10 protein-coding genes are annotated in these 14,902 nt (G+C 32.5%); 3 read left to right on the forward strand and 7 right to left on the reverse strand.

The annotated features are described in order from the left end of the window. Positions 1–362 precede the first annotated feature (362 nt). The 6 genes from ACXAG4_RS15125 to panC form a co-directional block, all read right to left on the reverse strand. Positions 363–4,745: a lectin-like domain-containing protein gene (locus ACXAG4_RS15125; RefSeq protein WP_475296930.1), complete on the reverse strand. Its 4,383-nt coding sequence runs from the start codon at positions 4,743–4,745 to the stop codon at positions 363–365. Between the two features lie 234 nt (positions 4,746–4,979). Next, a complete protein-coding gene (radA, locus tag ACXAG4_RS15130; RefSeq protein WP_475296931.1) occupies positions 4,980–6,338 on the reverse strand; it encodes a DNA repair protein RadA in 1,359 nt (452 codons plus the stop codon). A 41-nt stretch (positions 6,339–6,379) separates the two neighbouring features. Continuing rightward, entirely contained in the window at positions 6,380–7,528 is a 1,149-nt protein-coding gene (locus ACXAG4_RS15135; RefSeq protein ID WP_475296932.1) for an alpha/beta hydrolase, read from the reverse strand. Between the two features lie 52 nt (positions 7,529–7,580). Then, the gene (locus ACXAG4_RS15140) at positions 7,581–8,510 is read right to left on the reverse strand and encodes a lysylphosphatidylglycerol synthase transmembrane domain-containing protein (protein WP_475296933.1); all 930 of its coding nucleotides are present in this window, start codon (positions 8,508–8,510) and stop codon (positions 7,581–7,583) included. A gap of 52 nt (positions 8,511–8,562) precedes the next feature. Next, positions 8,563–8,913: an aspartate 1-decarboxylase gene (panD, locus tag ACXAG4_RS15145; protein WP_475296934.1), complete on the reverse strand. Its 351-nt coding sequence runs from the start codon at positions 8,911–8,913 to the stop codon at positions 8,563–8,565. Positions 8,914–8,926: 13 nt separating this feature from the next. Further along, a complete protein-coding gene (panC, locus tag ACXAG4_RS15150; protein WP_475296935.1) occupies positions 8,927–9,778 on the reverse strand; it encodes a pantoate--beta-alanine ligase in 852 nt (283 codons plus the stop codon). 189 nt (positions 9,779–9,967) lie between these two features. Between panC and ACXAG4_RS15155 the strand changes: the two genes are divergently transcribed. The 3 genes from ACXAG4_RS15155 to glmS all read left to right on the forward strand — a co-directional run bounded on the left by ACXAG4_RS15155 (position 9,968) and on the right by glmS (position 14,452). Beyond that, complete coding sequence (locus ACXAG4_RS15155) at positions 9,968–10,777, forward strand: glycogen/starch synthase (protein WP_475296936.1); 810 nt, start codon at positions 9,968–9,970, stop codon at positions 10,775–10,777. 23 nt (positions 10,778–10,800) lie between these two features. After that, a complete protein-coding gene (locus ACXAG4_RS15160; protein ID WP_475296937.1) occupies positions 10,801–12,471 on the forward strand; it encodes a DUF4270 domain-containing protein in 1,671 nt (556 codons plus the stop codon). A gap of 133 nt (positions 12,472–12,604) precedes the next feature. Next, positions 12,605–14,452, forward strand: a complete 1,848-nt coding sequence (glmS, locus tag ACXAG4_RS15165; protein ID WP_475296938.1) for a glutamine--fructose-6-phosphate transaminase (isomerizing) — start codon at positions 12,605–12,607, stop codon at positions 14,450–14,452. Here glmS and ACXAG4_RS15170 read toward each other — a convergent pair. After that, the coding region (locus ACXAG4_RS15170) for a hypothetical protein (RefSeq protein ID WP_475296939.1) at positions 14,413–14,902 on the reverse strand (490 nt) is incomplete at its 5' end. The genes glmS and ACXAG4_RS15170 overlap by 40 nt on opposite strands.

A 14,902-nucleotide genomic window follows, 5' to 3' on the forward strand; every position in this document is an offset into this window, starting at 1 on the left:
CTAACACTTAACGATAAAAGCTAGTGTTTAAGCGAAAAAACGCACTTAAATTTTAGTTAAATGGATTATTTATTTTAAGAGGGAATAAAATACTTGATTAAAACGTTTTGTTTATAAACCAAATATTTACTTCAAAAGTAATCTTAAAAATCATACATTAAAAAGAACTATTGTTCATTTCGATAAAGCAGTGTAAAAAACGGTTATTACGTATGTTTTAAAATATGAAACACAAAAAAAACAGATGAATAACAGCAAGGTTTTAGCTAATTTTTAATTTAAAAAATAAAGCTCAAAAACAGAATAAACATTTTTGAGCTTTATGGTTTTTGGTTGATATGTATTTAGGAAACTTTGGTTGCTTAATTTATAATGAGTTTTTTGGTAAGCACTTGGTTATCGTTGGTTCTTAAATAAGCCACATAGGCTCCTGTTGCTACGTTGGGCACATCAATACCGTTTAATAATGTTTCGGGTGAAACATTATTCATTTCTAAAATGGTTTGCCCTGTCATGCTTACTAAGGCCATTCTTTTTACTGGTGCGGTTGATTTTTTTACATATAATTTACGTTCTTTATTTAAATAGTAAATAAAGTTTTCTTCAACCTGTGCTTCTTCTGTACTTAGTGATTGTTGTTGAGATTGAAATACTATTTGAAATCTGTCATTAAATTTCCCTTGTTCTGAAGTGAAATTAAATGCATCGTTATGTTTTAAATCAAAATACTCACCGGTAAAATTATCTTTTATGTAAATTTCATCAGTTTCTTCAAAATTTATCAATTCGGTTATTTTAATTTTAAAGGCGTTTTGCCCTGAAGATTTAAAGTTTAATGGCACTACTTTATCTGGCGTTACATTGGCGTATGCTTGCATATTCATGTTTTCGCCTTCAAAAGCTAGATTTAAATCGTTGTTGTTAATTTCATCACATTTAGTGTCATACCCGTAATCATACCCATCAGTAGTTTCATCACTAAATCCTAATAATAATTCTCGGTTTGTTTCAGGCCCTGTAACGGTTGTAAATGCTAATCGTATTTTTTTAAACGGGCTATCTTCTTCTATTACATTTTCAACTATAGCATTTTGTGATGATTTGTTTGATTTTGAATTGTTTTTAAAAAACACAGATCCGCTGTAAAAACTACCTCTGGCATCTTTTTCTAAAATAAATGCTCTTTGTGCATTATTGAATTCTACCTTACCGTCTGAAACAATTTCGGCAACAAAACCCTGACCCACCGGCAAATATTTAGTTGCCAATAAATTACCACCAGGCAGCAGTAAATTAATTAAACCGCTTATACCCGAAAACTGATAAGCTCTTGTTGCACCTAATAAACTAACCTGTGCGTAACCTCCGTTGTACTCACTTAAGTTATGTGAACTTCCGCTCCATTGCTGCCATAATTGAATATTACCATTTATAACACCTCTATTATCTCTTATAAACTGATGGATATCTAAAGCTGAAGGATACGGATTACCTAACAAGTAATTTGTTCTTGAAACCTCTGGCACAGAACCTGGTCCACCAACATCTTTAACATCAACAAGTATGGTACCGTTATTTGGTTTACCTTCAAAAACGTATTGTTGAGATTCAAAAGGCACACCGGTTCCTTTTTGTGTGTAACCAACACCTGGCTCTATATTTGTAGTGGGTGTTACGCGGGCCCAATCCCAATAGGTTTTACCGTTTTTGTATGTATACATCCAGTATGAACTAATATTACCACTAGCCGTGTAATTTGATGTAAACTGCATATTAAATCCTGCATCATCTTTTAACATACCTACTTGAAATGGTGTATTGTTTACGTTATTTGTTGAAGCATTGTTATTTTCCAAGGTGGTAACACTTGCTTTCCCTACAGGAGACGCCCAATAGTTATACCAAAAAGCACTTGGGGTACCTTCTTGCCTTCTTAACACTTTACCATCTGCCGATGTTACTAAATCACTTGTTTTGGTTTGAATTAATTGTGAATCGTTCATTAAATCTAAAGCACCGTTAAGCTCAAAATACCCTGTATTTTTAATAACATTATTTCCGTTTACAGTTAATGTTTTTCTATTGTTTATTATTAAACCATATGAAGAAAATGATGATGCTATTTCAATATCGTTTTCAATTTTAACTATAGTCCACTCTCTGTCACTTGGAACAGATTCAACATCCCAAAGATTACCATGTAACCATGTACTTTGTGAGCTCCAATTACCATCTGAAATGGTTTCATAAGGCATTGGTGCTGTTTGTTCCTGTATTGTTGATATGTTAAACATTGTTAGATTGTTGTTATTGTTTGAATAATCTAACACTTTGTTTGATGCAATATCAGTCATAGGATAATATGCAACTAAACTACTCCAAGGTACAGTAGTTTTAGTATCAAAATCAACAATATCTTTTGGCACAACCACACCTCTAACATTGCCATTATTGTTTTGAATTTCTTGATATACCATAGTTTGAATTTGTGTATCAGTTAATGCTTTATTAAACACCCTAACCTCATCAATTTCACCCTTAAAATATTGTTTATTAGTAATATCTCTAGAAATACGGCCTATTTCAAAATTACCATTCCATTTAGAAGTGGTTTTAATTTTAGCGCCTGATAGCAATAAACTGCGCGAGGTTTTAACCTTTTCACCATCTAGATATATGTTTACAGTACCCAAAGCGTTTGAAAATGAACCTGCAACGTGATGCCATTCATGTTTATTAATAGAACCTGTATTTAGGTTTTTTGAAACACCTTTTGATGTTTTTATACCAAATTGCACTTTGTTACCATCTTTAACAAAAAGCCTACACCCTGTATCTTCTCCAAGAACATATAATTTTGTATTACCGTTAACATCTTCTTCAAGTTTTATCCAGGCCATAATGGTTAATTCGCCTAGGCCATTTAATACGCTGTCTCCCTGAAGGTAATCATCAACACCATCAAAATCTACTGATGCTATTGAAGGGTACACAACGGTTACGGGCACATCACGATAATCTAGATCTCCTCCGGTGTTAACATCGGTATCTGAATCTGGTAAAATAGATGCGTTAGAAGGGTTTTCAATAGCTTCATTAACGTCCCAGTTTGTATCATTTACACCATTAGTTTCAAATGCATCATCTAATCCATCTTTATCAGTATCTGTACCTAAAATACTATTTGGCATACCATTTTCTTCAATATCATTAAAATCATCATCATCACTATTTAAATCTTTATAATCTGGTATTGTATCAGCATCAGTATCAACAGGTATAATGCCTATACCATAGTTGCTCCAAAGTCCTTTATAAGCTCCTGTTGTATTTACTGTTCCGCTAGGTAAATTATAACCTAAAGTTGTTTGAGCTTCAACATTATCTGGTATACCATCATTATCACTATCAATATCTAAGCTATTGGGGTAGCCATCATTATCAGTATCTACAAACAAAGGAATATCACAAACACTGTTAAATCTAACCTTTTGCTGATTATTTAAACCCCCAGTAGATGCTGAAAAGCCAAAATACACTAGGTTACTACCGCCAAAATAATTGTTTATTAAATCTCCGGTATAAATTCCAGCTAAAGTGCTATCAACATAATAACTTATGGTTTTTGTATTTACATTCCATGAAATGGTAACGGTATGCCACTGGTTGTCTTCTAACTGCCCTAAATTAGTAGAAGCCGTTAAAAAACCTGAGCTGGTTTGGTTGTCTGAATCCCAAATCATGCCATGATCTTGAGATATATCACCTAAAAAAGATCCGTTGTAATATGTATCTAACTCTAGTACAATTCCATTTTTAATTCCTTTAGCACCTAAGCCATTTCCTGATGCTCCTACTGCCGATGCTCCTGCGGGATCATTATGAAAAATAATAGCAATACCATCTGCCCCATAATCATAGGCTCCTAAAAAAGCATCAAAAGAAAACGAAAAACTTGTATCAAAGTTAATACGTTCTTTAATTGTGGCAGCTCCTGCTTGATAGTTGGTTGATGTTGTTAATTGAAACTCATCATCTGACACTTCAACGGCTGTTCCACTAAGTAAAAAGACTTCAGATATTGTGCCATATGTTATACCTTTTTCAACACAATCTAAAATTCCATCGTTGTCATCATCAACATCAACAACATCTGCAATACCATCACTATCTGTATCAATAAGCGGTACAGAATTTGAAATAAATTTTATGTTATAATCTTCAATTTCTCCAGCTTGCCAATTAAAATTACAAGAAGAAAAATTGGTGTTAGTACCCGTTCTAAAGGCTACTCGCATTCTAGAATTACCCACATCGGCGCCTTGAGGAATATTTATTGAAAATGGCACATCTAAGGTTTTACTTCCTCGCCATCCATTTCTATTACCTCTTATATTGAATATGAAACGCTCTCCGCTATCTTCAAAATCATCATCTGAATTCTCATTAAAATTAAGCCAAATAGCTACCGTATTATTTTGATCGTTCCATTTATTGAGGGTAACACTAACGGTTCCTGTTAAAGTTTGGCCTATTTCAATATTTTCTGTTGGAAGACTTGAGAAGTATGTATAACCTCCCGTTGAGCCTGCTGAAGTGTTATTTACACCTCCAAATGTTACTTTAGAAATATAGTTAGTGTTAAACCTACCAATATTACTTGGTGTACAATATTGTGCGTGTAAATTTACTGTTGTTAAGAATACAGCCCAAAACACTACTCTTAAAAAAGATACTGTTTTCATAGATTAATTGTTAATTGTATTAGAACCTAATTTTCTAACACTAAACAACCACTACGTTTTACTCCAAATGGATTAATATACTTTTGAGAGAAAAAGCAATTAACAAGGCAATATTAAACTATAGGCAGAAGAAAACCTAATAAAATTTCATTTTTTATCGATTAAACAACTCAAAAAATCGATGAAATGCAAATGAAAAAAATTCAATAAACATACAAAATATTGATTTACAGGTTAATAAATCAAACTAACCAAATCTTCAATTTTAGATACATATTGAATTTTTATAACGGTATTTTTTAATGATATTTTACTGTATTTAGACACAAAAATAGTTGAAAATCCTAATTTTTCAGCTTCTAAAATACGCTGTTCAACACGCTGAATGGGTCTTATTTCACCAGATAAACCAACCTCGGCTGCAAAACAGAAATTGTTTTGTAGCGGCTCATCTTCATTTGATGATAGTATAGCTACAATAACCGCTAAGTCTATTGCAGGATCATCTACTGTTATGCCACCCGTTATATTTAAAAAAACATCTTTAGCGCCTAACCTAAAACCTGCGCGTTTTTCTAAAACAGCTAAAAGCATGTTTAATCTTTTAGCATTAAAACCTGTGGCAGAACGTTGTGGCGTGCCATAAACAGCAGTACTAACAAGAGCTTGTACTTCTATCATTAATGGGCGCATGCCTTCTAAAGTGGCAGCAATGGCATTACCCGATAAGTCTTCATCTTTTTTTGAAATTAAAATCTCAGAAGGGTTTGATACTTCACGCAAACCAGCACCTTGCATTTCGTAAATTCCTAATTCATTAGTAGAACCAAAACGGTTTTTATTGGCTCTTAAAATTCTGAACACATGGTTTCTATCGCCTTCAAACTGTAATACAGTATCAACCATATGCTCTAAAATTTTAGGTCCTGCAATGTGGCCATCTTTGGTAATATGACCTATTAAAATTACGGGAGTTGCTGTTTCTTTTGCAAATTTTATGAGCTCTGTTGTACATTCTTTTATTTGCGAAATACTGCCTGCTGATGATTCTATATAATCACTGTGCAGTGTTTGAATAGAATCTATTATTACAACATCGGGCTGTAAAGCTTCAATTTGCTTAAATATATTTTGTGTTTTAGTTTCAGTTAAAATATAACAATTACTGTTGCTTGGGTTTATGCGTTCTGCACGCATTTTTATTTGTTTTTGACTTTCTTCGCCAGAAACATATAGTGTTTTGTATGGTAATTTTAAAGAAATTTGAAGCAGTAGTGTACTTTTTCCTATACCAGGTTCGCCACCTAAAAGTGTTAATGAACCAGGAACAATACCGCCACCCAAAACACGATTAAACTCGGCATCTAAACTATTTAATCTAGCATCTTCAGTTGTATCAATTTCATTAATTTTTAATGGTTTTGAAACGCGTTTATTTGTAGTGGTTGTTGCTTTCCAACCTGCTTTTTCAGGCTTTTCAATAAGCTCTTCGGCTATAGTGTTCCATGCTTTACAAGCATTACATTGCCCTTGCCATTTAGCATATTGCGCACCACAGTTTTGACAAAAAAATGCTGTTTTTACTTTTGCCATGTATGTTTTATAAAACTTTTAAGTTATTGTTTTGAATTTTATTAATACCCAAAATCACTTTTAATTGCTTCGGCTTTTTCTAACACCAAATCTTTTGTTATACCAGCAGCTTCATCTAACATGTAAGCCGATTGATAAGTGCGCATTGCCTTTTTAGGCTCGCCACCTTCTTCATAAAACCTAGCTATGTAATAACTTCCTAAAAGTGTTTCGGGGTATTGTTTTCTTGCAATTTTACCTAGCGCTTCATAATATTGAAATTGCTCTGTTTTTTCAATAGCTGCTGAAATGGCTTTAAAATCGTTTATTAAAATCTTTTTATTTAGGCCGAAAAGCGTTTTAATGGTTTCATATTTTTCAACTAAATAATCAACAGGAGATCCTTCTAATTCTAAAATAGTGTCTTTATATTCTTGTTTCGAAATAGGTTGAAATACTTTAAATATTTTTTCAATAGCATTGGGTATTGCGTGTGTTGGCACTGAATAATGCGAGGTTTCTTGAAATGATGTGTAACCGTAAGTAAAATTTTTGTTGTCAATTACCGAAAGGTCTTTATGTAAAGCTTCCGTCATTTGTATGATAGATTTTTTATCATTTTCAGTATTTGCCAAATAGTAAAATATTTTAGATTCTACATTTTGTAAACGCTCTGGAATATAATCTAACATATTTGGAGCTAACTCTGGACTAATTACAATATAGGCTTGAAACAACGGTACGCCTTTTAATAAATAGTAATTTATAAAATTAGCCGTTTCTCCGTGGCCAACAGCTACTTTAAAGTTTGAAGCCCTATAATTTTTCTCAATATAAGGTATAAGTTCTGTACCAATAAACTCAAAAAAGGCTGCACCGGTTTCAATAGGCAGTGAGTTTTGTTCAGAGTACAAACAGTCATCAAACCGCTTACCTAATTGGTTTACACCAACCACAATGGCATCTGGCATATCTTCCCAATAGGCGTAATAATCTGTATTTCCAGCTACAGCTTCAAATAAATAATCGCCATCTAACACAATAAAAATAGGAAATACTTTATCTTCATTTGAATTATAACCGCGTGGTAATTGTATTTTTATTTGGCGCTCTTCGCCTAAAGTAGCAGACTGAAAATTTTCATATTTAACTTGAGCTTCCGCAGATAAAAATAAGAGTAGAAACAAACAAATTGTACTAAATGTTTTCATGGCTAAAGGGGTTTTTGTTTTAAAGCGTAAGGTAAGAAATTATGCAACAGCTTTAAAAATTATTATTGGCTTTACGGTTTTTCTTTTGGTTGTAAATTGGTAGATATATTAATGAAATGCCTCCACAAACAATTACCAATAATGTTTGTGCTCCCCACATAATCCAACCAAATGCAATGCTTGGTTCTTCGGCAATTCCAAAAATTGAAAACGCGCCGTAAATAGCTAGTGGGTATGAGCCAATACCGCCGTTAGTTGCTGCAATACTAAAACTTGCTGCTATAAAACCTATTAAAATAGCACCCATTGATATACCTTGCAAAGGCTGAATAGCAAATGATGTTACGTAAAACATAAGTACATACATACCCCAAATAAATAGTGTGTGAAAAATATATGCCCACTTATTTTTCATTTTAAATATGCTAAAAACACCTTCAATTAAACCATTAACAAATGCTTTAATTTTCAAAGCTATTTTTAACTTACTCTTTTTAATAAAAGCTATTAAAATAACCCCAAAAGCTATCAATATTGCTATGGCTACTATAATTTTAGTAGGATTGAATTTTTCAGCAAAAAAACTGTAAATAAAATCGAATTGAAGACAAAGTGTAATACCTATAATAGCTAACATAACAACCATATCTGCAATACGTTCGGCCACAATGGTACCAAATCCTTTTTCAAACGGTACATCTTCATAATTCGTTAAAATAGAAGCTCTTGCAACTTCACCTGCCCTTGGAATGGTATAGTTTATTAAATACGTAGCAAAAACAGCCATAACACTGTTGCCAAATCTAATGTTATACCCCAATGGTGCTAGCTGAAAACGCCAACGATATGCACGCGACAAATGACTTAACAAGCCCAAAAAAACACCTAAAATTATCCATGAATAATTGGATGTTTTTAAATACCCGTAAATTTGTGTTAACGATACTTTTGATAATGAATACCAAACTAAAAAAACTCCCAATAAAAGTGGGAGTGTTATTTTAAGTATGTTTTTTAGTTTTAATGGCAACGGTTTATTTTAATAGGTTGGTAGCCTCATCTGGAAATACTAATGAAGGCTTAAACACCTTAGCCTCTTCAATACCCATAAAAGCATAGGTTATTAAAATTAAAGTATCACCAATTGATACTTTTCGGGCAGCAGCACCGTTAAGTGTGATTTCACCACTTTTTCTTGGTCCTGGAATACAATAGGTTTCTAAGCGCTCACCATTATCATTATTAACAATTTGCACTTTTTCTCCTTGTATAATATTGGCAGCATCCATTAAATCTTCATCAATGGTAATACTACCTATGTAGTTTAGTTCAGCACCTGTGCACTTAACTCTGTGAATTTTAGATTTTACTACTTGTATTTGCATGGGGCAAAGATAATTAATTTAAAGCTATATTATCAATAAGTCTTATATCATCTGCATATACGGCTATAAACGCTCTATATGCTTTGTTTTTGTACTTACGTGTTACGGGTTTTAAGGTTTTAGCATCGGCAATAATAAAGTATTCTAACTTTAATATTTCGTGATTAGAAAACTCATTTTCAACCCATTCTGTTACTTTACTAGCACTTTTTGTGCCAAAATGTTTTTTAGCGTTTTTTAAGGTTTTATAAATAAAAGGCGCTGCTTGTAAATACGCTGGTTTTAAACGTGTGTTGCGCGAGCTCATAGCCAAACCTGTAGATTCTCTGTAAATAGGACAACCCGTTATTTTTACAGGAATATTATATTTTTCAACTAATTTTTTTATGATTTGTAATTGTTGAAAATCTTTTTCGCCAAAATACGCATTATGGGGCGTAGTTATTTCAAAAAGGCGTTTAACAATAGTACCAACACCATTAAAATGTCCGTGACGAAATTTACCTTCCATTTCATGTTCTAAGCCATCAAAATCATAGGTTTCTGCTACTGTATTTCCTTCATAAACATCATCAATAGTTGGTGCGTAAACCAAAATGTGATTTTCTGAAAGTGTTTTAAGCAAGTTAACATCTTCTTGTAATGTTCTAGGGTATTTTTCTAAATCGGCACTGTTATCAAACTGTGTTGGGTTTACAAAAATGCTAACAACAACTTTATCATTTTCTTTTAAAGCTCTTTCAACCAAAGCCAAATGCCCATGGTGTAAAGCACCCATTGTAGGCACCAAACCAATGTTTAAGTTTTCAGCTTTTAAAACCTTTATTTTAGCTGATATTTCTTGTTTTTTATTGTAAACTTCCACTATTTAATAAAAAATTAACGGCTGCAAACTTAAGATTTTACAGCCAATTTGCATAAATTTTTGTACTTTTGCGTGTTTTTTATTTTGAAAGTACTTGTAAAAACCTGTGCTAACAAAATGTTCCCTAATAAAAAAATCGTTAACCCGATTATTAAAATGGCTTAATAAAAGCCAAATAAAAGTAAACATATGAAAGATAAGAGGATATTGTATGTATCATCTGAAGTAGTGCCTTATTTACCTGAAACTGAAATTTCTTCAATGTCGTTTGAAGCCCCAAGATTAGTAAATCAACAAGGTGGGCAAATTAGAATTTTTATGCCACGATATGGAAATATTAATGAGCGTAGGCATCAATTACACGAAGTTATAAGGCTTTCTGGTATAAATTTGGTGATAAATGATTTAGATATGCCTCTAATTATCAAAGTAGCATCAATACCTAAAGAGCGTATTCAAGTTTATTTCATAGATAATGATGAGTATTTCAAAAGAAAGGCAACACTAACCGATGAAGATGGTGAACTGTTTTCAGACAATGATGAACGTGCTATTTTCTTCGCAAAAGGTGTTATTGAAACTGTTAAAAAACTAAACTGGTCTCCAGATGTTATTCACGTACATGGCTGGTTAGCTTCATTATTACCAGTGTATTTAAAAGAGTATTATAAAGATGAACCTTTATTTAACGAAAGTAAAATTGTTACTTCGGTGTACAACCAAAGTTTTAACAATACTTTAAATAAAGACATGCTTAATAAAATTAAATTTGACAACATAAACGAAGATGCTGTTAAAGTGTTAGATGAACCATCATACAACAACCTTATGAAAGTTGCTATTGATTATTCTGATGCATTAATAATAGGTTCTGAAAACATACCTGAAGAATTACAAAATTATTTAGAAGCAGCAAACAAACCTATTTTAGAATATAAAAACAAAGATGAATTTGGCGAAGCTTATACAACATTTTTTAATAATACCGTTTTAAGTTAACCACACATTCATTTAGTGTATACATGAAAAAGATTTTAAAAGCCCTTACTACACCTACACTTGTACTATTACTTGTAACTTCTTTTATTGCTTGCGATAAAGAATTTTACACCATTGAAAGTGATGTTTTAGGTGAAGACAATGCAAATTTTGATACAAGTTTAGATTTTTACCCCATTATAAGTTACAACAAAAAACTAGACTCATTACAAGTAAGCAACCTAACATCAAACCTATTAGGCTTTTATAACGACCCCGAATTTGGTTCAACCACAGCAAGCGTTATTACACAAATAAACGCAACCGCATACAACCCAGATTTTGGCAACAACCCTAAGTTAGATTCTGTTGTTTTAAGCATTCCATACTTTAACAGAAGCGTTGGCTTTGATGATGATGGATTCCCTACATATACCATTAGCGACTCTTTGTTTGGTGATGAAGTATCACCTATAAAATTATCTATTTTTGAAAATACTTATTTTTTAAGAGATTTTAACCCAGATAATTTAGGCGAAACCCAAAAATACTATTCGCATGCAAGTAACGCTTCTACTGATAACTTTGCTAGAACCGATAATACTTTAATTAATTTTGATGATTTTGCCGGCGCACAATTATTAGACACAACATTTACACCAAGCAACAACAATATTATAACAACTACCACAACAGATACCACAAGATTTATTCCAGCTTTTAGAGCAAAACTAGACTCGCTTTTTTGGCAAAATACAATACTAAACAAAGAAGGTACGCCAGAATTGGTTAACGCAAACAACTTTAAAAATTATTTTAGAGGTCTATACTTTAAAGCAGAACCGGTTAACAATAACGGTAATATGGTGCTTTTAAATTTTGCTTCAACCGATGCTTCTATCACTATTTACTATAAAAAAGATAATGAAACTGATAGCGAAGGCGAAAAAGAACAAGCAACCTATACTTTCAACTTTTCTGGTAACAGATTAAATACATTTTCTAACAATTATACTAAAACATTAACCAACGGTAATAAAAATTTAGGCGATGAGAAATTATACCTAAAAGGCACCGAAGGTTCAATGGCTGTAATTAACTTATTTGATGGTTTAGTTGATTGTGATGGTGATGGTAATGTAGATGATGATGCTCTTGAATGTTTTAAAAACAGATTTAGAGCTAAAAACGACCAAGGCGAATACATTGTTGAGGGTACTACAGGAGATTTTGTTTTAAAACAACTTATCAATGAAGCTCATTTAGAAGTATATGAAGATGATGCTTTAAACACTGGCGGTAATGATGATTTCCATAAATACGACAGAATTTATGCTTACGATGTAAAAAACAACATACCTCTAATAGATTATTCTCTAGATCCAACAAGCAATTCAGCTTCACCTGTAAGTTCTATTGTATTTCACCTTACACAACGAGATACTGTTAATAAAAAATATAAAATACGCTTAACCGAGCATTTAAACAATATTTTATTAAGAGATTCTACAAACACACAATTAGGTTTGGTATTATCAACTAATGTTAACGTAACAGGAAGCTCTGATATCTTAAAAAGTAATGATGCTGTAACAGCTGTACCAACAGCCTCTATAATTACCACAAGAGGCACTGTTTTGTATGGTAGTAATCCAAATGTTCCCGAAGAAAAACGCTTAAAACTTAAAATATTTACTACTAAACCAAACCAATAGTAAGCTGTATTTTAAAGCTTTGTGTTATTTCATCGTATAAAACACCTACTTTATATAATTTACTAGGGTGTTTTAGTATTTATTTTACATATTTGTGCAGCTATTAATCAATAACCCAAATTAAAAAAAACTTATGTGCGGAATAGTTGGATACTTAGGTCACAGAGAAGCTTATCCTATTATAATTGAAGGACTTAAACGCTTAGAATACAGAGGCTATGACAGTGCTGGTGTAGCTTTATTTGACGGAACAGATTTAAAAATATCTAAAACCAAAGGTAAAGTTGCAGACCTTGAAGCGCTTTCAAACGAAACAATAACAAAAACAGGTAACGTTGGTATTGGTCATACACGTTGGGCAACACATGGTGTTCCCAATGATGTTAACTCACATCCGCATGTTTCAAACTCAGGAGATTTAGTACTAATTCACAATGGAATTATTGAGAATTATGAATCTTTAAAAAAAGAGTTAACAGCTAGAGGTTACACATTTAAATCTGATACAGATACCGAAGTTTTAGTTAACCTTATTGAAGATGTTAAAAAAGAAGAAGGCGTAAAACTAGGTAAAGCAGTTCAAATTGCATTAAACCAAGTAATTGGCGCTTACGCCATTACTGTTTTTGATAAAAATAAACCAGAAGAAGTTGTAGTTGCAAAATTAGGTAGCCCACTTGCAGTTGGTATTGGTGAAGATGAGTTTTTTATAGCCAGTGATGCTTCACCTTTTATTGAATATACAAAAGATGCCATTTATTTAGAAGATGAAGAAATGGCTATTTTAAGATTCCATAAAGGTATTAAAATAAGAAAAATTAAAGATGACTCTTTAGTAGATCCTTATATTCAAAAACTACAATTAAACTTAGAAGAAATAGAAAAAGGTGGTTATGATCACTTCATGCTTAAAGAAATTCATGAGCAACCTAAGGCCATAAAAGACACCTATAGAGGTAGACTTTTAAGAGACCAAGCCATTATAAAAATGGCAGGTGTTGAAGATAACATGAAAAAATTCTTAAACGCCAACAGAATTATTATAGTAGCCTGTGGTACATCATGGCATGCTGGTTTAGTTGCCGAATATATTTTTGAAGACTTAGCAAGAATTCCTGTTGAAGTAGAATATGCTTCAGAATTTAGATACAGAAATCCTGTTATTACAGAAAATGATGTTTTAATAGCCATTTCGCAATCAGGTGAAACTGCCGATACCCTTGCAGCTATTAAGTTAGCAAAATCTAAAGGCGCTTTTGTTTTTGGTGTTTGTAATGTTGTAGGATCAACTATTGCAAGAGAAACACATGCAGGAGCTTACACACATGCCGGACCAGAAATTGGTGTTGCATCAACTAAAGCTTTCACAACACAAATAACAGTACTTACTTTAATGGCTTTAAGATTAGCCAGAGCAAAAGGTACTATTAGCAGTTCAGATTATCGTCATCATTTATTAGAATTAGAGTTGATACCAAATAAGGTTGAAGAAGCTTTAAAATCTGATGCACATATTAAATACATTGCAGATATATATAAAGAAGCTACAAACTGCTTGTATTTGGGGCGTGGTTACAACTTCCCTGTTGCTTTAGAAGGCGCTTTAAAACTTAAAGAAATATCATACATTCACGCCGAAGGTTACCCTGCTGCCGAAATGAAACATGGCCCTATTGCATTAATTGACGAAAACATGCCTGTTATTGTAATAGCCACAAAAAAAGGCCATTACGAAAAAGTTGTAAGTAATATTCAAGAAATAAAATCTAGAAAAGGAAAAATTATAGGTATTGTTTTTGAGGGTGATGAACAAGTAAAAGAACTTGCTGATCATGTTATTGAAGTTCCTGAAACATTAGAACCTTTAACACCTCTGTTAACAACCATACCGCTACAATTATTATCATACCACATTGCTGTTTTACTTGATAAAAATGTAGATCAGCCAAGAAACTTAGCAAAATCTGTAACGGTGGAGTAGTCACGAACGGGGGTGAGTTGATTTGACTTTTTACGACCTCGTTTAACTGGCATAATAGATATTTGGGTTCCGTTTTCGGAACCCTTTTCTTTTTCTAATACGACAGGTATTTTAAAATTAATATTTAAAAGGTGCAGTTTATTCTCATTATCATAGTTCACTGTTATTTTATCTATTATAACCTTGAGAAACTCCTTTTTCATCTCGTCTGAAATATTGGTTTGAGTTTTGATATGTTCTGAGAAATTGTCAACCCAGTCAAACCATTTCTGTTCAGTTCCTAATTGCCTCAGTTTACTTCTCAAACCTTCAATCTTCAATTTGACTTGTTTAAGCTTTATGGCGAGGTCTTTTTTTAAAAGTTTATAAACCTGTTCAGAAGAAAACTCTTGTAATATATTCCGTGATTCAATTTCTACTAGACCTCTTTCAATAGTTGTCTTAGTTTTT

Source organism: Seonamhaeicola sp. ABD4_175 (genome assembly GCF_056160885.1).

Excerpts from the sequence above, each read along its gene's own strand:
- ACXAG4_RS15155 (WP_475296936.1), top strand. The coding sequence starts at position 9,968 with ATGAAAGATAAGAGGATATTGTATGTATCATCTGAAGTAGTGCCTTAT.
- ACXAG4_RS15135 (WP_475296932.1), bottom strand. The coding sequence starts at position 7,528 with ATGAAAACATTTAGTACAATTTGTTTGTTTCTACTCTTATTTTTATCT.
- ACXAG4_RS15160 (WP_475296937.1), top strand. The coding sequence starts at position 10,801 with ATGAAAAAGATTTTAAAAGCCCTTACTACACCTACACTTGTACTATTA.
- panD (WP_475296934.1), bottom strand. The coding sequence starts at position 8,913 with ATGCAAATACAAGTAGTAAAATCTAAAATTCACAGAGTTAAGTGCACA.
- radA (WP_475296931.1), bottom strand. The coding sequence starts at position 6,338 with ATGGCAAAAGTAAAAACAGCATTTTTTTGTCAAAACTGTGGTGCGCAA.
- ACXAG4_RS15125 (WP_475296930.1), bottom strand. The coding sequence starts at position 4,745 with ATGAAAACAGTATCTTTTTTAAGAGTAGTGTTTTGGGCTGTATTCTTA.
- glmS (WP_475296938.1), top strand. The coding sequence starts at position 12,605 with ATGTGCGGAATAGTTGGATACTTAGGTCACAGAGAAGCTTATCCTATT.